Source organism: Promicromonospora citrea, from assembly GCF_013004695.1.
Lineage (GTDB): Bacteria > Actinomycetota > Actinomycetes > Actinomycetales > Cellulomonadaceae > Promicromonospora > Promicromonospora citrea.
In genome coordinates this window covers 1-19,005 of sequence record NZ_JABEMG010000091.1, presented here as the reverse complement: position 1 = coordinate 19,005, position 19,005 = coordinate 1, and the positions used below count along the sequence as shown (strand labels likewise).

Sequence of the window (19,005 nt, the reverse complement as noted above, 5' to 3'; positions counted from 1 at the left end):
CGCCCCCGGCTCCCGTGCCGGCGCGCCGGGCGCGGGCCACGTCCCATCCGCCGGCGCACCGGCCCGTGCGCCCGCAGGTACGGGACGAGGTGCCCATGACGGAGCCCTGGCCGCGGCACGCGCCCGTGCCTCGCCGCCTGGCGCCGATGTCGCAGCCGGTGCCCGCCGTCGGAGAGGGCTACGTGGCCGGGCACGCCGCGGACCACCAGGGTCTGGCGTCGCGCGAGCTGCCCGTCGTGGTCGCGGCCGACCTGCTCGCGGTCGAGGGTGCGCGGGCCGAGGGTTACCGGTACTGACCGGCCGCTGGGTCATACTGGCCGCATGACGTCTGCTCACGCTCGCCGGGGGAGGGGCGTCGTGGCTACGCTCGTCACGGCAGTCCTGCTCGCGGGGTGCACGTCGTCCGACGGGGCGCGTGACCTCGAGGCCCTGTTCGACGAGGAGCAGCAGGCGCAGGACGTGCTCACCGACGCGCAGCTCGAGGACATCGCGGTCGATGCCGACACGACCCGCCGGCTCGGTGAGGACAGCGGTACCGCCTTCTACGCCGCCCGCTCCGAGGACGGTGCCTCCACGTGCCTCGTCCTGGCCGGCGAGGGCATCGACACGGTGGCCGGCTGCACCCTGGCGCCCAACCCGACGGGCACCGAGGTGTCGAACGGCACCGACCGGGCCATGTTCGTCGTGCCGGGCACGGACTTCACGAGCCTGGAACGGTCCGGCTGGACCCGGCTCGGCGACTTCCTGGCGGTGCGGTAGTGCCCCCGCGTCGACGGACCGACCCCGACGCCGGGCGCGCAGCCGTCGCCGCCTGGGCGCGGGGCGAGGCGGACCGGCGGACCCTGACGACGGCCGTGCGCTTCACGCTCGAGGAGCTCGCCGAGCAGGCGCCGGGCAACTCTGTCGAGGTCCGGGTCCCCCCGGCCGGTGCGGTGCAGGCCGTCGAGGGGCCCCGGCACACCCGTGGCACGCCGCCGAACGTGGTCGAGACGGACCCCGCGACCTGGCTCGGGCTCGCGACTGGCGCGGTGACCTGGGCGGACGCCGTAGCCGACGGGCGCGTGCGCGCGTCGGGCGAGCGGTCGGACATCTCGGGGCTACTGCCGCTGGGTCAGGAAGAGCCCACGCGCTCGTAGCGCGTGTCGGTGGGGCGCGCTACTCTCGGCCCGCGTGCTCGCTCGACGAGCCGCGGCGAGCACAACGGCCGGTGCACCGCCCGGGGACGCGGGAATTCTTCCCGCTGGTCCCCGGAGGAAACCGGGCGTTCATCGTTCCGTGGTTCGTTGGACGCGCTCGCCGCACGAACCCGAGCACACCCGCTTCCACTGCAGAAGGAGTCAGCGTGGTACCCAGCACGCTCCGGTCCTCACCGAGACCCGCGAGGACGGTCCGCCCCGCCGTGGCCGCCGCGCTGACGGCGGCGCTCGCCGTCCCCACCACCCTCGCCGGGCTCGCGCCCGCCCAGGCCCTCGACGTCACGCCGATCGCCGACATCCAGGGCACCGGTGACGCCAGCCCGCTCGTCGGTGAGACGGTGACGACGCGCGGCGTCGTCACGGCGGTCTACCCGACCGGCGGATTCAACGGCTTCTACCTGCAGACGGCGGGCACCGGCGGCGACGCCGACGCGACGCCCGGGGCGTCCGACGCCGTGTTCGTCTTCTCCGCCGCCGCGGCGGCCGACGTGGCGCTCGGCGACCACGTCGAGGTGACCGGCGTCGTGTCCGAGTACAACGGCCTCACCGAGCTGACGCCGGCCGCCGGCGGCTGGACGGTGCTCGACGCCTCGGCCTCCGTGGAGCCGACGGCCGCCACCTGGCCCGCCGACGAGGCGGAGCGCGAGGCGCTCGAGGGCATGCTCCTCGCGCCGCAGGGCGACTTCACGGTCACCGACAACTACGACACCAACTTCTACGGCACGATCGGGCTGGCCGCGGGCGACGAGCCGCTGGTGCAGCCCACCACCGTGGGGCGCCCGGGCTCGGCGGAGTACGACGCGCAGGTGGCCGACAACGCGGCGCGCGCGATCCTGCTCGACGACGGCGCGTCGACGAACTACAGCTCGAACGCCAACAAGTCCAAGCCGCTGCCCTACCTGACGGGCGGCGCCCCGCTACGCGTCGGTGCCGGCGTCACGTTCACCACGCCGGTGGTGCTGGACTACCGCTACGACGCGTGGAGCCTCCAGCCCCGCACGCACCTCACGCCGGACGTCGCCGACACCGTGCAGCCGGCCACGTTCGAGGACACCCGCGAGGACGCGCCCGCCGCGGTGGGCGGCACGCTGCAGGTCGCGACCTTCAACGTGCTGAACTACTTCAGCACCACGGGCGACGAGCTCGAGGGCTGCACGTACCACACCGACCGCACGGGTGACCCGGTCACCGTCTCGGGCGGCTGCGACGCGCGTGGCGCGGCCGAGGAGGAGGACTTCCAGCGGCAGCAGGCCAAGATCGTCTCGGCGATCACGGCCCTCGGCGCCGACGTCGTCGCGCTGCTCGAGATCGAGAACACCGCCGCGCTGGGCGGCCCGCGGGACGAGGCGCTGACCGCGCTGGTCGAGGCTCTGAACGCCGCGGAGGGCGCGGGCACCTGGGCGGTCGTCGAGTCGCCGGCCGAGGTCCCGGCGGACGAGGACGTCATCCGCAACGCGTTCGTCTACCGGACGGCCGAGGCCGAGCCGGTCGGCGCGTCCACGATCCTGATCGGCGACGAGGCGTTCGGCAACGCCCGCGAACCGCTGGCACAGGTCTTCCAGCCGGCGGGCGGTGCGGCCGACGCGGCCGACGACGTGCTCGTGGTCGCCAACCACTTCAAGTCGAAGGGTTCGCCGGGCCCGTGGCCGGGCGACGAGGACCAGGGCGACGGCCAGGGCGCCGCGAACGAGTCGCGCGTGCGGCAGGCGACGTCGCTCGTCGCGTTCGCGCAGGAGCAGGCCGACGCCGCCGGCACCGACAAGGTGCTGCTGGTCGGCGACTTCAACGCCTACGAGCAGGAGGACCCGATCGCGGTCCTCACCGGCGCGGGCTACACGGACCTCGGCCCCACCACGGGCGAGTACTCGTACAGCTTCGACGGCATGGTCGGCTCGCTCGACCACGTGCTGGCCTCCCCGGCGGCGGCCGAGGCGGTCACCGGGGCCGACATCTGGAACATCAACGCGTACGAGCCGGTGGCGAACGAGTACAGCCGGTACAACTACAACGCGACGATCCTCTACGACGAGTCGCCGTTCCGGTCGTCCGACCACGACCCGGTGCTCGTCGGCCTCGACCTCGGCGGCACCACCACCGAGCCCGGCACCCTCGACCTCGACCTCGTGGCGATCAACGACTTCCACGGTCGGATCGACGAGAACACCGTGAGCTTCGCGGGCACTGTCGAGGAGCTGCGCGCGCAGAACCCGGAGGGCACCGCGTTCGTCTCGGCGGGCGACAACATCGGCGCCTCGCTGTTCGCCTCGGCGCTGCAGCAGGACCGACCGACGATCGACGTGCTCAACGCGCTCGGCCTGGCCACGGCGGCCGTCGGCAACCACGAGTTCGACCAGGGCATGGACGACCTCACCGGCCGCGTCACGGACGCCGCCGACTGGGACTACCTCGGCGCCAACGTCTACGACGAGGCGACGGGTGAGCCGGCGCTGCCGGAGTACCAGGTGGTGCCGGTCAACGGGGTCGACGTCGGCCTCGTCGGCGTGGTCACGCAGGAGACGCCGACGCTCGTCACGCCGTCGGGCATCGAGGGTCTCGAGTTCGGCGACCCCGTCGAGGCGCTGAACCGCGTCACCGACGAGCTGCTCGACGGCGACGCCGCGAACGGCGAGGCCGACCTCGTGATCGCGCTCGCGCACGACGGCGCGGGGGCGGGCACCCCGGACGGCTCCACGCTCGAGGAGGAGGTCGCGGCGGGCGGTCCCTTCGCCGACCTGGTGCAGGAGACCGACCCGCGCGTCGCGGCCATCTTCACGGGCCACACCCACAAGCAGTACGCGTGGGACGCCCCGGTGCCGGGTAGCGACGGCGACACCCGACCGATCATCCAGACCGGCAACTACGGCGAGTTCCTCGGCCACGTCTCCCTCACGGTGGACGCCGAGTCGTTCGACGTCAGGGACTACACGGTCGAGAACGTGGCGCGCACCGCGACGCCGGCCGACGAGCTGGTCGCCACGTACCCGCGGGTCGCGGAGGTCGACGAGATCGTCGACGCGGCGCTGGCCGAGGCCGAGGAGATCGGCGCCCAGCCGGTCGGCGAGGTCACGGCGGACATCACCACCGCGTTCTCGGGCGGGTCGTACACCGACGGCGTCTGGACGGGCGGCAACCGCGACGACCGCGCGTCGGAGTCGGCGCTCGGCAACCTGGTGGCCAACTCCCTGCGCGACTCGCTGTCCAGCGAGGAGCGCGGCGGCGCCGACATCGGCGTCGTGAACCCCGGCGGTCTGCGCAACGAGCTCTACGTGGGCGAGGACGGCGTCATCACCTACGCCGAGGCCAACGCCGTGCTGCCGTTCGTCAACAACCTGTGGACGGTCACGCTCACGGGTGCGCAGCTCGACACGCTGCTCGAGCAGCAGTGGCAGACGGACGCGAACGGCGACCGGCCGTCGCGCCCGTACCTCGCGCTGGGGCTCTCGGACAACGTGTCGTACACGACCACGACGGCGGACCCGAACGCGACGCCGGGCGACAACGTCTCGTCGATCACGATCGACGGCGTGCCCGTCGACCCCGAGGCCGAGTACCGCATCGCGACGTTCTCGTTCCTCGTCGCGGGCGGTGACAACTTCCGGGTCTTCACCGAGGGCACGGACGGCCGGGACTCCGGTCTCGTCGACCGCGAGGCCTGGATCGACTACATCAGGACCTCGTCGCCGCTCACGCCGAGCTTCGCCCGCACGCGCACCGTGACCCCGGCGCTGCCCGGCACGGTGCAGGCGGGTGCGTCGACCGAGGTCAGCCTCTCCGGGCTCGACCTCACCTCGCTGGGCGCGCCGCAGAACACATCGGTCGAGACCTTCCTCGTCCCCGAGGGCGGCGCGGCGGCGGACGGCGTCTCGCTGGGCACCAGCCCGGTGGCCGACGGCGCCACGACGGCGACCGTGACCGTCCCGGCCGGGGCGGAGGCGGGTGCCTACCAGCTCCTGGTCGAGGCGGCGCCCTCGGGCACGACCGCCCGGCTGCCGCTGACCGTCGAGGCGGCGGGCCCGGAGGAGCCCACCGCCCCGGCGTGGATCCCTTGGAAGCTCTACTGGTGGGGCGACACCGTGTCCTGGCGCGGTGAGGTCTACGTGGCCACCCGACCGACGATCCTGCAGATCCCGGGCGTCGGCAGGCACAGCCCCTGGAAGCTGATCAACTAACCCCCTCTCGCCGAGGTAGTCACGTGGCCAGGTAGTCACGTGACTACTTCGCGGAGTGACTACCTCGGCGGGGTGGGCGCGTACCCTGGGGGCGTGAGCGAGACCGAGGCAACGAGCGATCCCACCGGCCCCGCGCCCGACGACGTCGAGGTGCGCGCGGTCGTCGACCCGGCGACCGTGCGCCGTGCGCCGCGGTACCGCGCGTTCTTCTGGACCGGGGCGGTCGTCGGCATCGTGCTCGGTCTCGCGCTGTCGCTGTACCTGGTCGGCTCGCCGTCGGGTGCGGCCCTCATGAAGCCGGGCGTCTACGTCACGGTGCTGACCGCCGCGATCACCCTCGGCACCACGCTGCTCGCCCTCCTGGTCGCCGTGATCGCGGACCGCAGGAGCCTGCGCGACCGCTCGCCCCGGGCCTGACGGCGGGCACGGCGGCCCACCCGACGCACACAGGTCACACCGGCCGCCGGTCGAGCGCTGCCTCTCGCATGGGATACTCGGTGCATGCCTCTGCGCGGAGACGGCCGACTGAACCACGATCTCATGCCCGGCGAGAAGGGCCCCCAGGACGCATGTGGCGTCTTCGGGGTCTGGGCTCCCGGCGAGGAGGTCGCCAAGCTCGCGTACTTCGGTTTGTACGCCCTCCAGCACCGCGGACAGGAGTCCGCGGGCATCGCCACCAGCAACGGTGAGCAGATCCTCGTCTACAAGGACATGGGCCTCGTGTCCCAGGTCTTCGACGAGACCGCCCTCAACGCCCTGACCGGCCACATCGCCGTCGGGCACTGCCGGTACTCCACCACTGGTGGCGTCACCTGGGAGAACGCACAGCCCACGCTCGGCCCGACGGCGTCGGGCACCGTGGCGCTGGGCCACAACGGCAACCTGACCAACTCCGCCGAGCTGGTGAACCTCGTCGCCGAGCGCTACGGCGCACAGCGCCGGGGCGAGCTCGCGCGGGGCAACACCACCGACACGGCTCTCGTGACCGCGCTGCTCGCGGGCGACGCGGACCGCACCCTCGAAGCCACGGCGCTCGAGGTGCTGCCACGTCTGCGCGGCGCCTTCTCGCTCGTCTTCATGGACGAGAACACGCTGTACGCCGCTCGCGACCCGCAGGGCGTGCGCCCGCTGGTGCTCGGCCGCCTCGACCGCGGCTGGGTGGTCGCGAGCGAAACGCCCGCCCTCGACATCGTGGGCGCCTCCTACGTGCGCGACGTCGAGCCCGGCGAGCTCATCTGTATCGACGCCGACGGCATGCGGTCCGTGCGCTTCGCGGAGGCCGAGCGTGCCGCGTGCGTGTTCGAGTACGTCTACCTGGCGCGTCCGGACAACACCCTCAACGGGCGCTCGGTGCACGCCGCGCGCGTCGAGATGGGCCGCGCCCTGGCGCGCGAGCACCCCGTCGAGGCCGACCTGGTGATCCCGACGCCGGAGTCGGGCACGCCCGCCGCCGTCGGCTACGCCGCGGAGTCCGGCATCCCCTTCGGCCAGGGCCTCACCAAGAACGCGTACGTGGGCCGCACGTTCATCCAGCCCTCCGACACGCTGCGCCAGCTCGGCATCCGCCTCAAGCTCAACCCGCTGCGCGAGGTCATCAAGGGCAAGCGCCTGGTGGTCGTGGACGACTCGATCGTGCGCGGCAACACCCAGCGCGCGCTGATCCGCATGCTGCGCGAGGCGGGCGCCGCCGAGGTGCACGTGCGCATCTCGTCCCCGCCCGTCAAGTGGCCCTGCTTCTACGGTATCGACTTCGCCTCGCGCGCCGAGCTCATCGCCAACGGCCTCGGCGTCGACGAGATCGGTCAGTCGCTCGGGGCCGACAGCCTCGGGTACATCAGCACGGAGGGCATGATCGCCGCGACGGAGCAGCCGGCGTCCCAGCTGTGCGCCGCGTGCTTCACGGGGAAGTACCCGATCGAGCTGCCGCCCGACGACCAGCTCGGCAAGCACCTGCTGGAGCAGGCGGAGCTGCCGCTCGGCCCGCCCGAGGACGGCCTGAGGCAGCTCACCGTGAGCACCGGCGGGGCGACCGCGCTCGACCATCCGTGAGTACGAACCACCCCACGAACGACGCAGGAGCACCAGTGACATCCGAAGGCCTGACGTACGCCGCCGCCGGCGTGGACACCGAGGCGGGCGACAAGGCCGTCGAGCTGATGAAGGACGCCGTGCGCCGCACGCAGGGTCCTGCCGTGCTCGGCGGCGTGGGCGGCTTCGCCGGCCTCTACGACCTGTCGGCCTTCCAGGGCTACCGTGCGCCGCTGCTGGCGACGTCGACGGACGGCGTCGGCACCAAGGTGGCAATCGCGCAGGCGCTCGACAAGCACGACACCATCGGGTTCGACCTGGTCGGCATGGTCGTGGACGACATCGTCGTGATGGGCGCCAAGCCGCTGTTCATGACGGACTACATCGCGACCGGCAAGGTGGTCCCCGAGCGGATCGCCGACATCGTGCGCGGCATCGCGCAGGCGTGTGAGGTCGCCGACACGGCCCTCGTGGGCGGCGAGACGGCCGAGCACCCGGGCCTGCTCGAGCCCGACGAGTACGACGTCGCGGGCGCCGCGACGGGCATCGTCGAGACCGACCGTGTGCTCGGCCCCGACCGGGTCCGCGAGGGCGACGTGCTCATCGCGATGGCGTCCAGCGGCCTGCACTCCAACGGGTACTCGCTCGTGCGGGCCGTGGTGCGCCACGCGGGGTGGTCGCTCGACCGGCACGTGGACGAGCTGGGCCGCACGCTCGGCGAGGAGCTGCTGGAGCCGACCCGTGTCTACGCATCCGACTGCCTGGCGCTGGCCGCCGACGATGCGGCACAGGTGCACGCCTTCACGCATGTCACGGGCGGCGGGCTCGCCGCCAACCTGGCCCGCGTGCTCCCCGCCGGTCTGGTGGCGACGGTCGACCGGGCATCGTGGGACGTGCCCGCGGTGTTCCGCATGGTTCGTGAGCTCGGCTCGGTGCCGAGCCGCGACCTCGAGAACACGCTCAACCTGGGCGTGGGCATGGTCGCGGTCGTGGGTGCGGACGGCGCTGACGCGGCACTGGCGCGGCTCGCCGCGCTGGGCGTGCCTGCCTGGACGCTGGGGACCGTCGGGACGCTCGATGCCGTGGAGGCGCAGGAGGACCTGGTTGCCGGGACGAAGGGCGTGTCCGGCGGTGCGGTCAGGCTGGTGAACGACTACCGCGGCTGAGGCGGTGACGCCGCCGGGCGGAGAGCCGGGCGTGGGGCCGGCGCGCAGGCGCCGGCACCCTCAGCGTGTGCTGCCGTCCTGCTCTGCCCAGTCGGAGTACCTGTTGTCGTACTCCTCGTCCTCCGGGAGTTCCCACCGTGACTCGGTCGCCACGTCCGTGCGGGAGTTCCCGCTGAGCTCCTGCTCGAGGGCGTGATAATTGGTCTCCGGGCTGTAGTACTTCAGCGCGCGAGCAACCTTGGTCTGCTTTGCCTTCTGACGGCCGCGGCCCATGGCTCCGACCCCCTCAACGTAGGAGCGGGGCGGCACCGTGCGTGGACGTGCGGCCCCGTAGCGTTTCGTCTGTCCAGGTTCCAACGTTACATGCTGGTACGACGTTTCTTCCAGTCCGTGGACGTGATTCGTCCCATCCTCCGGTGTGATGTTCGGACCATTCGCGTCCTGGCGGGTGCCAGTCGGCGGTCTGCCGTGGGAGAGCCCGACCCGGGCGAGGAAGCCCCGGACCTTGAGTAAGGTTTGACCTGTGCATGGTGTGGCGATGGTGCAGGCGCCAGGACGGCCCGGGTCGCCTCCGGGTGGAGTGGCGCGCCTCACGCTTCACCCGTTGCGTGCATTCGCACGAGCGCTTTGCCAGGTCCTTGTCGGGGTCAGGATGTGACCAGAAGATGGTTGCGTCGCGTGTGCGCGGTGACGGTGGCGTGTGGCCCGCTACGTGGGCGGCGTGTCGCACGTGTCCCAGACTCGCCCGAAACGGGCGCGCGTGGCGAGCGGCCGAGAAAGTGAGGAAATAAACCGCGTCCCCAAGTCGCCTAAATCCCGTTTGCTGCTAACAATGGTGCAAGAGCGGGTGTCGTCAACCGCCTGGTACGACCAGGCCGGCACCGTTCCGGAGGAGGTGCGGGGATGTCTATCCACGGAGAATCCGAGGTCCTGCTCACGCCTGCCGAGGTAGCGAGCTTGTTCCGTGTTGACCCCAAGACAGTAACGCGTTGGGCAAAAGCGGGAAAGCTCTCGTCGATCCGGACACTTGGCGGTCACCGCCGCTACAAGGAGTCCGAGGTTCGGGCGCTGCTCGGTGCAGCGGCAGACAGCTCGGGCGACTCCGACTCCTGAGTCGGACGTCGACGGATTGGCCGGCAGGTAGGACGAAGGCGCGCCGGGTGCTGCCCCCCAGCTCAGCCCCGCGCGCGCCTGAGCGCGACGGTCGTGACGACCGCCGCAGATAGAGCCACCAGGCCGATCGTGGCTCCGAGCAGAATCTTGGCGTTCCGGGCCCGGCGCGGTGAGTGCGCCGGGCCGTTCTTGTCGCCGGTGAGCATCGCCTTGGCGTCGCCGGCGGCCTGCTTGGCCTCCTGGGCGAGCCGCGAGGCCTGGTAGCCCGGGCTGAGCCGCGTCGTCAGCTCGTCGATCGCGGCGGCCAGCTCCGCGCGGCTGCGCAGCACCTCGGCCTTGAGCTCGCCGCTGCTGCCCTGCGGTGTGGTCGGAGTGCTCATCGGCCCATCCCCTCCTTGATCGACGCGATGTCGTCGCGCACGCGGTCGATGCTCTCGGGCTTGGTCGTGGCCTTCTTCAGCAGCTGGACGCCCACGAGCGCCAGCACGATCGTCACGAGCAGCATGAACCCGCCGATCACCAGCGCGGACAGCCACAGGGGCCACACGGTGCCCAGGCCGTACACGGCTGCCAGGAGCAGCACGCCGACGGCGTACGCCAGGATCAGCAGCGCCACTACCAGCAGCCCGATCCCGATCCCGGACTTCGTCGCCTTCTCGGTGAGCTCCGCCTTGGCGAGCGCGATCTCCGCGCGCACCAAGCGGCTCGCCTGCTCGGAGATCTGCTCGACGAGCCTGCCCAGGGAGGCCTGCCGGTCAGGATCCGGTGTGCCGCTCGTGGTGGGCCCTGCCTGGCCGTCGACCTTCGCGTCCTCGATCATCTGCCCTCCCGTGCCGGCATCGGTGTACGCCGTTGAAGACAACTCAACAGGTCAACGGCGTACGCGGCAATTCCAGAGGCGGCGCGTCCTTCATCGAAAACGTGTGAAAGGAAACACACGCCACGCCAGCAGGTGCGGAACGAATTGCCGGAAAGGCCGTTTCGTGTGGTGTTTTGCGTTCAGGAGGTGATCAGATACTCGCCACGAGGATGCCGCCGACCAGCAGCCAGATCACGAGGGCCGAGACGGCCGTCCCGACCATGAGCAAGCTCTTCGTGCCGGTCGACAGGTCGCTCCCACCGATCCGGAGGTTCACGAGGACCGCGAGCACGCCCACCACGGCACCTACCAGGCCGCCGAACGCGACGAGAAGGATGGGGAGCATGCCGAGGATCCGCACGAGGACGGGCGCCGGCTCGACGGCGAGGTAGGTCGCCCCGTTCACCTCGACGGGCGGCACCGGCGAGAACAGGGCGGTGCGTCCGAGCTTCGCCACCACGGGGCGTCCGTCCGCGCCCTGCAGCGCGAACGCCCGCTTACCGGCGCTGGGCGCCTTGCTGCCGTCCACGGTCAGATAGCTGCGGCTCCACCAGACGTCCGGAACGAGGCGGACCTGGCCCGAGATACCGGGAATGTCGAGAGTGCGTGAAGCCATGCCGGGAACGTAGCAGGGGGCCGCACGCGATCGGCGCGGCCAGCCGGTTCTTCACCCTGGACAACGGAAGAACCCCCGGAACCTGGGGGTCCGGGGGTTCTTGCTGTGGCTCCGACCGGCGTCGATCCGGTGACCTTTCGATTTTCAGTCGAACGCTCTACCAACTGAGCTACAGAGCCCTAGCGCGAACGCCCGGATAGTCGAGACCGACAACCCGGGCGCCTCTCGCGCGACCCTGACGGGACTTGAACCCGCGACCTCCGCCGTGACAGGGCGGCGCGCTAACCAACTGCGCTACAGGGCCTTGGAACTGCTTGGACGCTTCCCGCATCCGGGGGGCTCGTTTCGAACCGTGAGGATCCTAACCCACCTCGGGGCCGAATCTGAAATCGAATCGGACCGAGCCGGGATGACCTGCCTCACAGCGGTCAGAGCGAGGCTCTGACGAGCCTCTTCGTACCCCCAACGGGATTCGAACCCGTGCTACCGCCGTGAAAGGGCGGGGTCCTAGGCCGCTAGACGATGGGGGCTGGGACGCGGCAAGTCTACAGGCGAGCCACGGTCGCGCCGCACGGTCCGGAGTGTGGTCGGGCCGGGGGATGATGGGGCCGTGGTGGAGATGACGCGCGAGGACTTCGAGGCCGCCGTCAGCGAAGGGCTGGACCTCGTCCCGGCCGACCTCGCGGCGCAGATGGACAACGTCGTGGTGCTCGTCGAGGACGACGCGCCGGCCGACGACCCCGAGCTGCTCGGCCTCTACGAGGGCGTGCCGCTCACCGAGCGGGACCACATGTGGGCGGCGGGGGCGCTGCCCGACCGCATCACGATCTTCCGGAACCCGACGCTCGCCATCTGCGACACCCGTGAGGACGTCGTCGAGGAGGTGGCGATCACCGTGGTGCACGAGATCGCCCACCACTTCGGCATCGACGACGACCGGCTGCACGAGCTCGGCTGGGGCTGACCCGGGGAGCGGCGCGTCCGGGCGTCGGGACGAGGGAGCGCCCGCCCGGCGGTGCCGGACGGGCGCTCCCTGCCCACGGGTGGGCGGACGAGCTCGAGGCTCAGTCCCGGGTGCCGTACTCCCAGTGCCAGGGCTCGGGCTTGCTGCCGCCTGCCTGGGCCCAGCCCGGGTGCCGCCACCCGTACCGGTCCGCGTGGGCGACCATCCAGGCGTGCTCGGCCGTGCCGAACGACTCGATACCGCCCGACAGGTCGACCGCCTGGCCGAAACCGTGGTTGGAGGTGCCGGGTACGGCCGCGAGGCCGCCCCGGGCGGACGCGACGGCGATCTGCTCGCCGTACGAGCGGTACCCGTCCGTCAGGTCGAAGTTCCGGCCGAACGCGTCGCGGAAGCCGCGGTTCAGCTTCTCGAGCGCCGCCGCGGCGTCGCACCGCAGGCGCTCGCCGTGCGCGAAGCTCACGGAGCACAGGACGTCGGACGGGATCTCGCCGTTGCCGTAGCCCTTCGCCGCCTCGGCCATCGCCGCCGCCTTGCGCTCGGCGGCACGGGCTGCCTTGGCGGCCTTGCGCTTCTCCGCGGCCTTCTTCGCCGCGGCGATCTCCTCGGGCGTCGGGCCGGCCTTGACCGACACGACGGCATCGGTCGTCGCGATGAGGCGCTCGAGCGACGCGGTCTTCTTCTCGATCCGGGTCGCGGGAGACGTCGGGGCGTCCGCACGGGCCGCCTCCGGCGCGTCCGCCGGCTCGTCGATCGCCTCGGCGAGCGGCGTCTGGAGGAGGGGGAGGCGCGCGGCGTCCTGCGGCGTGAGCGACGTGGTGCCGTTCGCGACGCCAGGCAGGTTCGTGGGCGCCGTGGGGTCGGCGGCCGCCTCGACGTCCCGCTTCGCGGCCTTCGAGCCGGTCGTCTTGTCGTCGGCCTTCCGCCCGGCCTGCTTGTCGGCTCTCTTCCCGGCGGCCTTGTCCACGGCCTGGTCCACGGCCTGGTCCACGGTCTTGTCCGTGGTCTTGTCCGTGGTCGCGGCCGGCGAGCCGCCCGAGGCGCGCTCGGCGAGCGGGGTGCGTCCCGTGCTGCGCGAGGCAGCCGCGGGGCGGCGCTCGCCGGCGGTGTCGTTGGCCTTCTCGACCACGGCCCGCAGGTCGCGGGCGGCCGCGCGGACGCGCTGGCGCTCCGCGCGGGTCAGGTCGCCCTCGCGGGCCACGTAGTCGGCGTCGTCGAGGACGGCGGTCGCACGCTCCGTGGCGGTGCGGACGGCGGGGTCGGCCGTGGGGGACGGCTGGACGGTCGGTTCTGCGGCGGACGCCGTGCCCGGTGCGCCGCCGTCGCCCCCGGCGAGGCCGACCGCCGCTGTGGTGGTCAGGGCCGCCGAGGTGAGTGCTGCGGCGATCGCGAGGGACGAGCGGGTCATGCGGGGGTGGACCCGCTGCACGGCGACCGTCGGGTGGGCCCGGTGCGCGCCCGGGCGTCGTGAACGACGGGGGAGGAGCTGGTGCGTCCGCGTCAAGAGAGGGTCCTGTGCTCGGGGGCAGGGACGGTGTGCGTGGAGGGCACGGCGAAGTTCGGTGTCTGGGGCACGCTGAGCTTCCGTTCTCGCGGCCGGGTAGGTGCGGCACCGTGAGGGTCGGTCTTCCCTCGGACGGGCGGCGTCGCGTACGCCGGCTGCTGACTGGCCACGCGCGCGGCCGGCTGGTCTCGCCTCCGGAAGCACGTCAGGAAGAGGCTTCACGGAGGGGCCAGGGGCATCCACGGTCATGGCGGTTGCCGCACGGAACCGGCGCAGGGGAGGCGCGAGGGGGTGTGGTGCCGTGCGGCAACCCTTCAATATTGAACGACCGTCCAGTTGCTCCGGAACCCCCTGGACGGAGGCATGCCTCACACATGTCGCGGGCGCATGGTGGCGTAGCGGTGAAACCCGGACAAGCCGGGGTGAGCGCCCTCACACCGTGGCGTCCTGGCTGGGCGGAGCCCCCCGCGCTGCGTGACACTTCTGGCCATGGCCCACCACCACCAGGCCGCGCCCGGGTCCGAGCCCACCCCTGCCGGACAACCCGTGACCGTGTCCATCCACCGCGTCGTGCACCCCGACCACGTCCCCGAGGTCACCGCCTGGGTGCAGGCCGGCGTCAACCTCGCCAACCGCTGGCCCGGGTTCCTCGGCTCCGGCTGGATCCGCGCCGCCGAGGGCTCGCGCGACTGGCACATGCTCTACCGCTTCGCCGACGCCGAGCGCCTCGCCGCCTGGGAGCGGTCCGACGAGCGCCGCACGTGGCTCGCGCAGGGCACCGGGCTGGTCGAGGAGCTCCGCTACCAGCAGCGCACGGGCATCGAGGGGTGGTTCGACGACCCGACGCGCACCGACGAGCCCGCCGACGTCGCGGCCTCCGTGGTGCCGCCCCGGTGGAAGCAGGCCACGAGCATCTGGCTCGGGTTCTTCCCCGTGAACCTGCTGTTCACGGCCCTCGTCACCGGCCTGGTTCCCGGGTGGGACGGCGTCCCCCTCGTGCTCAAGGTGCTGATCTCGACGCTCGTCCTGACGCCGGTGATGGCCTACTGGGTGCTGCCCTGGGTCACCCGCCGCCTCCACGGCTGGCTCCACGCGGGCTGAGTCTCGCCGCGCCCCGCGAGCCAGCCGGAGAGGCGCTCGGGGCGGTCGGTGATGACGGCGTCGACGCCCGCCGCCACGAGCGCCGACCAGGCGGCCGGGTCGTTCGCGGTCCACGCCATGACGCGCAGGCCGGCGTCGTGCAGGCGGGACACGAGGCGGGGGCTGCCGGTCACCGTCGTGACCGACGGGTTGCACGCGACCACGCGCAGGCGCTCGCAGAGCCGCAGCAGCCCCGGCGGGTCGAACGAGACGAGCAGCCCGCCCGGCAGGTGGGGCGCGACGTCGCGCACCGTGGCGACCGTGCCCGGCCAGAAGCTCTGCACGAGGACCCTGCGGTCGAAGCCGGCCGCGGCGATCGTCGCGGCGACCTTCTCGACCTGACGGGTGCCCCACGAGCCCTTGAGCTCCAGGAGCAGGTCGGTGCCGGGGTGTCGCGCGAGCACGCCCAGGACGTCGTCCAGCGCGGGCACCCGCTGGCCCGCGAAGGCCGGTGCGAAGCGCACCCCGGCGTCGAGCGCGTGCACCTGTGCCGCGGTCAGGGCGGCCACCTTGCCCGTGCCGTCGGTCGTCGCGTCCACGGTCTCGTCGTGGATCACTGCCCCGGCGCCCTCGGCGGTCGGCTGCAGGTCGATCTCGACGGCGTCCACGCCGGCGCGGCACGCGGCCTCGACGGCCGCGAGCGTGTTCTGCGGTGCCACGGCGGAGTAACCGCGGTGCGCGACGACGGCGGTGCCGAGCCGTGGGCTCTGCCAGGAGCCCTCCGCGGCGCTCCGCCGTGTGCTGCCTGCGGGACGGACGACCATGCTGACCTCCGGTGTCGAACCTTCGGGCCTGCGGTTCTCCTGCCACGCTACGTCGCCGCGGCGGGTTCGGCGCCGGAGTTCCGGCAACGTTCCCGGACAGTTCATCGACCGTCCCCGGAGGTAGCCGATGCACGGATCTTCAGCGCCTGATGGTTACATGTGCGCCATGGCCCGATCTCTCACCGCCACCGCGCGCGGCGCGCTCGCCGCGGCAGCCCTGCTGCTCACGCTCACGGCCTGCACCGGCGACGGCGAGCCGGACGCCGAGGCGAGCGCGTCGCCGTCCGGGTCCCCGAGCGCGACGACGTCGCAGCAGGCCGACCAGGGAGCCGCTACGGACGCGCCCCTGAACGCCAACCAGGCGTGCGCCGCCATGTACGTCGAGGAGCACGGCGCGGAGGGCGCGACGCTCGAGGAGCGGATCGGCGACGCCCTCGTCGGGGCCGCCGGGGGCCTCACGGGCACGTCGGCCGACGAGATGCACGCGCTCGCGGTCGAGCTCGGCCGCCTCGAGACGCGGGTGCCGGAGGAGTTCCGCGAGCCCGTGCAGCAGGTCCGTGTGCCGTTCCTGCAGCTCCAGGAGGGTCTCGACCTCGGTGCCGAGCAGCAGATCGAGCTCGACATCGCCTCCACCGTGGAGGGCCTCAAGGCTTTCGAGAAGCTCTGCTGAGCCCGCGGTCGGTCAGCCGAAGATGCCCTGGCCCGGCGTGAGCACGCGCCGCGGGTCGTACCGGTCCTTGGCCTGGCGCACGAGGGGCCAGCGCTCCCCGTAGTGCGCGCGCCAGTCGGCCGTCGTCAGGTGCAGGGCGTTGACCGGGTACTGCGTGCCGCCGACGGCACGGACACGGGCGTACAGCGCGTCGTTGTCGGCGAGGAGCCGCGCGGCCTCGGCGTCGTCGGGCGGGCTCACCGCGCGCAGGAGCGCGAGGAGGAAGAAGACGGGGCCCTCCGGGACCCGGACCTGTGGGCGCGTGACGAGGGTCCGGTCGGTCGGGTAGAGCAGGGCCACGCCCCCGGCGTCGGCGGGCGTGAGCGTGGTGAGCAGCTCGGTGACGATCTCGTCGGTCGCGGCGTCCGGGACGAGGAGGTTCAGCCACGGGCTCGGCAGCCGCAGCGCCTCGATCTGCTCGACGGTCTCGTAGATCCGGTTCAGCCAGTCGAAGTACGGCATGTCGACGACGTCGACGCCCGACGGCGCGAGGCCGGCCAGCAGCGCGTCGTCGTCGGGCTCCTCGGTCGTGAACCACGACCCGGCCTCGAGGACGAACACGAAGCCGTCGTCGTCCGTGGGGACGAACTGGCCCTCGAGGTAGTCGAACCGGCCGTCGGCGAGCGCGGTGCGCTGGGCCGCCGTCAGGTCGGTGACCTCCGGGTAGGTGAGCGTGTAGACGCGGGCCGACGTGGGGGCTGTCTCGAGCCGCACCGTGGCGCGGACGATGACGGCGAACTGGCCCAGCCCGCCGAGCACGGCCTCGAAGAGCTCACGCTCCTCGGTGTCCGAGCACGTCAGGAGCCTGCCGTCGCCCGTGACCACCTGGAGCTCCAGAGTGTTGTCGACGAGCAGGCCGTGGTGCTGCGACGCGCCGCCGATACCACCGACGCTGAGCGTGCCACCCACGGAGAGGCCGAGGTAGTCGGTGCTCACGGGCGGCGCCACGCCGACGCCGAGGGCGGTACGGACCAGGTCGAGCCACTGCACGCCCGCGTCGACCACGGCGTGGTCGGGCGTGATCTCGTGGATCGTGGCCAGCGTGCGTGAGTCGATCACGACGCCGCCGTCGGCCTGCGCCTGGCCGAAGGCCGAGTGGCCCTGGCCGCGGACGGCGACGGTCAGGCCGTGCTCGTTGGCGAACCGGACCACGGTGACGACGTCGTCGACCGAGCCGGGGCGGAGCACGGCGCGCGGCAGGTTGTGGGCGAGGTTCCCGTAGTCGGTGGCGGCCTCGGCGAGGGCGACCTCGTCGGTGACGAGCTCACCGTCGAGATGAGGGATGCGGACGGCCCCGGTGGTGTTCTCGGGGAGGCTGGTGAGCCAGCGGGAGGTGGCCGGGTCGAAAGCGACGACGGCGGCGCCTGCAAGAAACGTTCGGCGGTCGAGCTGTGCCATGTCTGCCCCTCAGCGTCGTGTCGGGCGTCCACGGTAGCGGTACGGATGCCCGCGTTGGTGCCATTTCCGTGGATGAGGTCTTGTGCAGATCTGGCATATCCTGCGCGGTTATCCGTATTTTCCCGACAAACCCCCCTGTGGCGTCGATCACCGCAGGCCGTGGCGGTGGGCGGGGACGGGGGATTTCTGGTGACCGGCTGGGATCCCGCCGCGTGAGGCGCCATCATGGGCCCATGCTCTCCAGCGCAGAGTCCGGGACCGACGCCTCCGACGACCCGGCGGACACCTCCGCCCGCCCGCCCGCCGAAGGCGACCTCGTTGACGACCTCGGCCCGTTCGAGAACCTCGAGCGCGAGGTCCGGCTGCTGATCCGCCGGGCGCAGTCGTCCGGGGCGCGGATCGCGCGCCGGGTGCATCCCGAGCTCGAGGCGAGCGCCTACCCGCTCCTGGCCTTCGTGGCCGAACGGCCCGGCGCCAGAGGGTCCGACCTCGCGTCGTACTTCGGCGTCGGCCGGGCGACGGTGTCCCGCCAGCTCAGCCGGCTTGCCGACCTCGGGCTCGTCGACCGCACCGTCGACCCCGAGGACAGCCGTGGTCAGCGCATCACGCTCACGCCCGACGGCGCCGAGCGCTTCGAGCGGGCGCGCACGAGCCGGGTCGCCATGCTCGAGGGTGCTCTCGCCGACTGGGAGAAGGAGGACGTCGCCGAGCTGGCGCGCCTCCTGGGCCGCTACTCGGCCGACATCGTGGCGTGGAAGGAGAGCGGGCACTGAGCCTGTCGGCCCAGTGCCCGCGTCCGGTCAGCCCTCCTCGAACGTGAGGCTGACGGAGTTCATGCAGTAGCGGTCGCCCGTCGGCGTCTGGGGCGCGTCGTCGAACACGTGGCCCAGGTGCGAGCCGCACGTCGCGCAGCGCACCTCGGTGCGCACCATGCCCAGCGAGCGGTCCTCGACGAGCTCGACGGCATCGCCCGCCAGCGGGCTGTAGAACGACGGCCACCCGCAGTGCGAGTCGAACTTCGTGTCCGACCGGAACAGCTCGGCGTCGCACGCGCGACACCGGTAGACGCCGGTGCGCTTCTCGTCGAGGAGCTCACCCGTCCAGGCGCGCTCCGTGCCCGCCTGGCGGAGCACCGCGTACTCGTTCGGCGAGAGCCGCTCGCGCCACTCCTGGTCGGACCTGGTGATCTTGTACGTCATCGCTTCACCTCCGCTCAGAGCAACTGCCGGTGGTCCGGCGCTGTTCCCTCACGGGAACCTCCGTCAGGTTCTCGTCAGCCGGCCGCGGAGGCGTTGGTGCTGCCCGCGCCCCGGCCCCGGCCGCCGCGTCGACGACGACGGCGCGGCGCACCGTCCGGGCGCGCCGCGGAGTCGCCCTGGCCG

The 19,005-nt window shown here is 72.4% G+C and carries 20 protein-coding genes and 3 tRNA genes; 12 read left to right on the top strand and 11 right to left on the bottom strand.

Features of this window, described 5'->3' with window-relative positions:
- Positions 1–95: 95 nt before the first annotated feature.
- The 7 genes from HLB15_RS16415 (at position 96) to purM (ending at position 8,559) form a co-directional block, all read left to right on the top strand.
- A complete protein-coding gene (locus tag HLB15_RS16415) occupies positions 96–296 on the top strand; it encodes a hypothetical protein (RefSeq protein WP_171106838.1) in 201 nt (66 codons plus the stop codon).
- Positions 297–357: 61 nt separating this feature from the next.
- Positions 358–759, top strand: coding sequence for a hypothetical protein (locus HLB15_RS16410; RefSeq protein WP_171106837.1), 402 nt, complete (start codon positions 358–360; stop codon positions 757–759).
- Positions 759–1,136, top strand: coding sequence for a sterol carrier family protein (locus HLB15_RS16405; RefSeq protein WP_171106836.1), 378 nt, complete (start codon positions 759–761; stop codon positions 1,134–1,136). The genes HLB15_RS16410 and HLB15_RS16405 overlap by 1 nt, the downstream gene beginning before the upstream one ends.
- Positions 1,137–1,342: 206 nt before the next feature.
- A complete protein-coding gene (locus HLB15_RS16400; RefSeq protein ID WP_229784897.1) occupies positions 1,343–5,365 on the top strand; it encodes an ExeM/NucH family extracellular endonuclease in 4,023 nt (1,340 codons plus the stop codon).
- A gap of 93 nt (positions 5,366–5,458) precedes the next feature.
- Positions 5,459–5,782 (top strand): hypothetical protein, encoded by a 324-nt coding sequence (locus HLB15_RS16395; protein WP_171106835.1) that lies wholly within the window; start codon positions 5,459–5,461, stop codon positions 5,780–5,782.
- 84 nt (positions 5,783–5,866) lie between these two features.
- Positions 5,867–7,414 carry an amidophosphoribosyltransferase gene (gene purF, locus HLB15_RS16390; protein WP_171106834.1) on the top strand — a complete coding sequence of 516 codons (1,548 nt, stop codon included), beginning with the start codon at positions 5,867–5,869 and terminating at the stop codon, positions 7,412–7,414.
- A 35-nt stretch (positions 7,415–7,449) separates the two neighbouring features.
- Entirely contained in the window at positions 7,450–8,559 is a 1,110-nt protein-coding gene (gene purM / locus HLB15_RS16385) for a phosphoribosylformylglycinamidine cyclo-ligase (RefSeq protein WP_171106833.1), read from the top strand.
- A gap of 60 nt (positions 8,560–8,619) precedes the next feature.
- Here purM and HLB15_RS16380 read toward each other — a convergent pair whose 3' ends face one another.
- A complete protein-coding gene (locus HLB15_RS16380; RefSeq protein WP_171106832.1) occupies positions 8,620–8,832 on the bottom strand; it encodes a DUF3073 domain-containing protein in 213 nt (70 codons plus the stop codon).
- A 630-nt stretch (positions 8,833–9,462) separates the two neighbouring features.
- Between HLB15_RS16380 and HLB15_RS16375 the strand changes: the two genes are divergently transcribed.
- Positions 9,463–9,672 (top strand): BldC family transcriptional regulator, encoded by a 210-nt coding sequence (locus tag HLB15_RS16375; protein WP_171106831.1) that lies wholly within the window; start codon positions 9,463–9,465, stop codon positions 9,670–9,672.
- Between the two features lie 62 nt (positions 9,673–9,734).
- On the opposite strand, the gene HLB15_RS16370 is transcribed toward HLB15_RS16375, so the two are convergent.
- The 6 genes from HLB15_RS16370 to HLB15_RS16345 all read right to left on the bottom strand — a co-directional run bounded on the left by HLB15_RS16370 (position 9,735) and on the right by HLB15_RS16345 (position 11,677).
- Positions 9,735–10,052 (bottom strand): DUF3618 domain-containing protein, encoded by a 318-nt coding sequence (locus HLB15_RS16370; RefSeq protein ID WP_171106830.1) that lies wholly within the window; start codon positions 10,050–10,052, stop codon positions 9,735–9,737.
- Complete coding sequence (locus tag HLB15_RS16365; RefSeq protein ID WP_171106829.1) at positions 10,049–10,492, bottom strand: phage holin family protein; 444 nt, start codon at positions 10,490–10,492, stop codon at positions 10,049–10,051. Before HLB15_RS16365 ends, HLB15_RS16370 begins: the two co-directional genes overlap by 4 nt.
- A gap of 190 nt (positions 10,493–10,682) precedes the next feature.
- Entirely contained in the window at positions 10,683–11,147 is a 465-nt protein-coding gene (locus tag HLB15_RS16360; RefSeq protein WP_171106828.1) for a hypothetical protein, read from the bottom strand.
- Between the two features lie 106 nt (positions 11,148–11,253).
- A tRNA-Phe gene (locus HLB15_RS16355) sits at positions 11,254–11,326 on the bottom strand.
- A 51-nt stretch (positions 11,327–11,377) separates the two neighbouring features.
- Positions 11,378–11,451: transfer RNA gene (locus HLB15_RS16350), tRNA-Asp, on the bottom strand.
- A gap of 153 nt (positions 11,452–11,604) precedes the next feature.
- A tRNA-Glu gene (locus HLB15_RS16345) sits at positions 11,605–11,677 on the bottom strand.
- An 89-nt stretch (positions 11,678–11,766) separates the two neighbouring features.
- Here HLB15_RS16345 and HLB15_RS16340 point away from each other — a divergent pair.
- The gene (locus tag HLB15_RS16340; RefSeq protein WP_171106839.1) at positions 11,767–12,111 is read left to right on the top strand and encodes a metallopeptidase family protein; all 345 of its coding nucleotides are present in this window, start codon (positions 11,767–11,769) and stop codon (positions 12,109–12,111) included.
- Between the two features lie 100 nt (positions 12,112–12,211).
- Here the strand turns inward: HLB15_RS16340 and HLB15_RS16335 are convergent, their stop codons facing one another.
- The gene (locus HLB15_RS16335; RefSeq protein ID WP_171106827.1) at positions 12,212–13,516 is read right to left on the bottom strand and encodes a M15 family metallopeptidase; all 1,305 of its coding nucleotides are present in this window, start codon (positions 13,514–13,516) and stop codon (positions 12,212–12,214) included.
- A gap of 585 nt (positions 13,517–14,101) precedes the next feature.
- Here HLB15_RS16335 and HLB15_RS16330 point away from each other — a divergent pair.
- The gene (locus HLB15_RS16330; RefSeq protein WP_171106826.1) at positions 14,102–14,713 is read left to right on the top strand and encodes an antibiotic biosynthesis monooxygenase; all 612 of its coding nucleotides are present in this window, start codon (positions 14,102–14,104) and stop codon (positions 14,711–14,713) included.
- Here HLB15_RS16330 and HLB15_RS16325 read toward each other — a convergent pair.
- A complete protein-coding gene (locus HLB15_RS16325; protein ID WP_171106825.1) occupies positions 14,656–15,516 on the bottom strand; it encodes a glycerophosphodiester phosphodiesterase in 861 nt (286 codons plus the stop codon). The genes HLB15_RS16330 and HLB15_RS16325 overlap by 58 nt on opposite strands.
- 166 nt (positions 15,517–15,682) lie before the next feature.
- Between HLB15_RS16325 and HLB15_RS16320 the strand changes: the two genes are divergently transcribed.
- A complete protein-coding gene (locus tag HLB15_RS16320; RefSeq protein WP_171106824.1) occupies positions 15,683–16,186 on the top strand; it encodes a hypothetical protein in 504 nt (167 codons plus the stop codon).
- A 12-nt stretch (positions 16,187–16,198) separates the two neighbouring features.
- Here HLB15_RS16320 and HLB15_RS16315 read toward each other — a convergent pair whose 3' ends face one another.
- Positions 16,199–17,623: an FAD-binding protein gene (locus HLB15_RS16315; protein WP_171106823.1), complete on the bottom strand. Its 1,425-nt coding sequence runs from the start codon at positions 17,621–17,623 to the stop codon at positions 16,199–16,201.
- A gap of 233 nt (positions 17,624–17,856) precedes the next feature.
- Here HLB15_RS16315 and HLB15_RS16310 point away from each other — a divergent pair, with 233 nt between their 5' ends.
- On the top strand, positions 17,857–18,396 hold the full coding sequence (locus HLB15_RS16310; protein WP_171106822.1) for a MarR family winged helix-turn-helix transcriptional regulator: 540 nt from the start codon (positions 17,857–17,859) through the stop codon (positions 18,394–18,396).
- A gap of 27 nt (positions 18,397–18,423) precedes the next feature.
- Here HLB15_RS16310 and msrB read toward each other — a convergent pair whose 3' ends face one another.
- A complete protein-coding gene (gene msrB / locus HLB15_RS16305) occupies positions 18,424–18,822 on the bottom strand; it encodes a peptide-methionine (R)-S-oxide reductase MsrB (RefSeq protein ID WP_171106821.1) in 399 nt (132 codons plus the stop codon).
- Positions 18,823–19,005 lie beyond the last annotated feature (183 nt).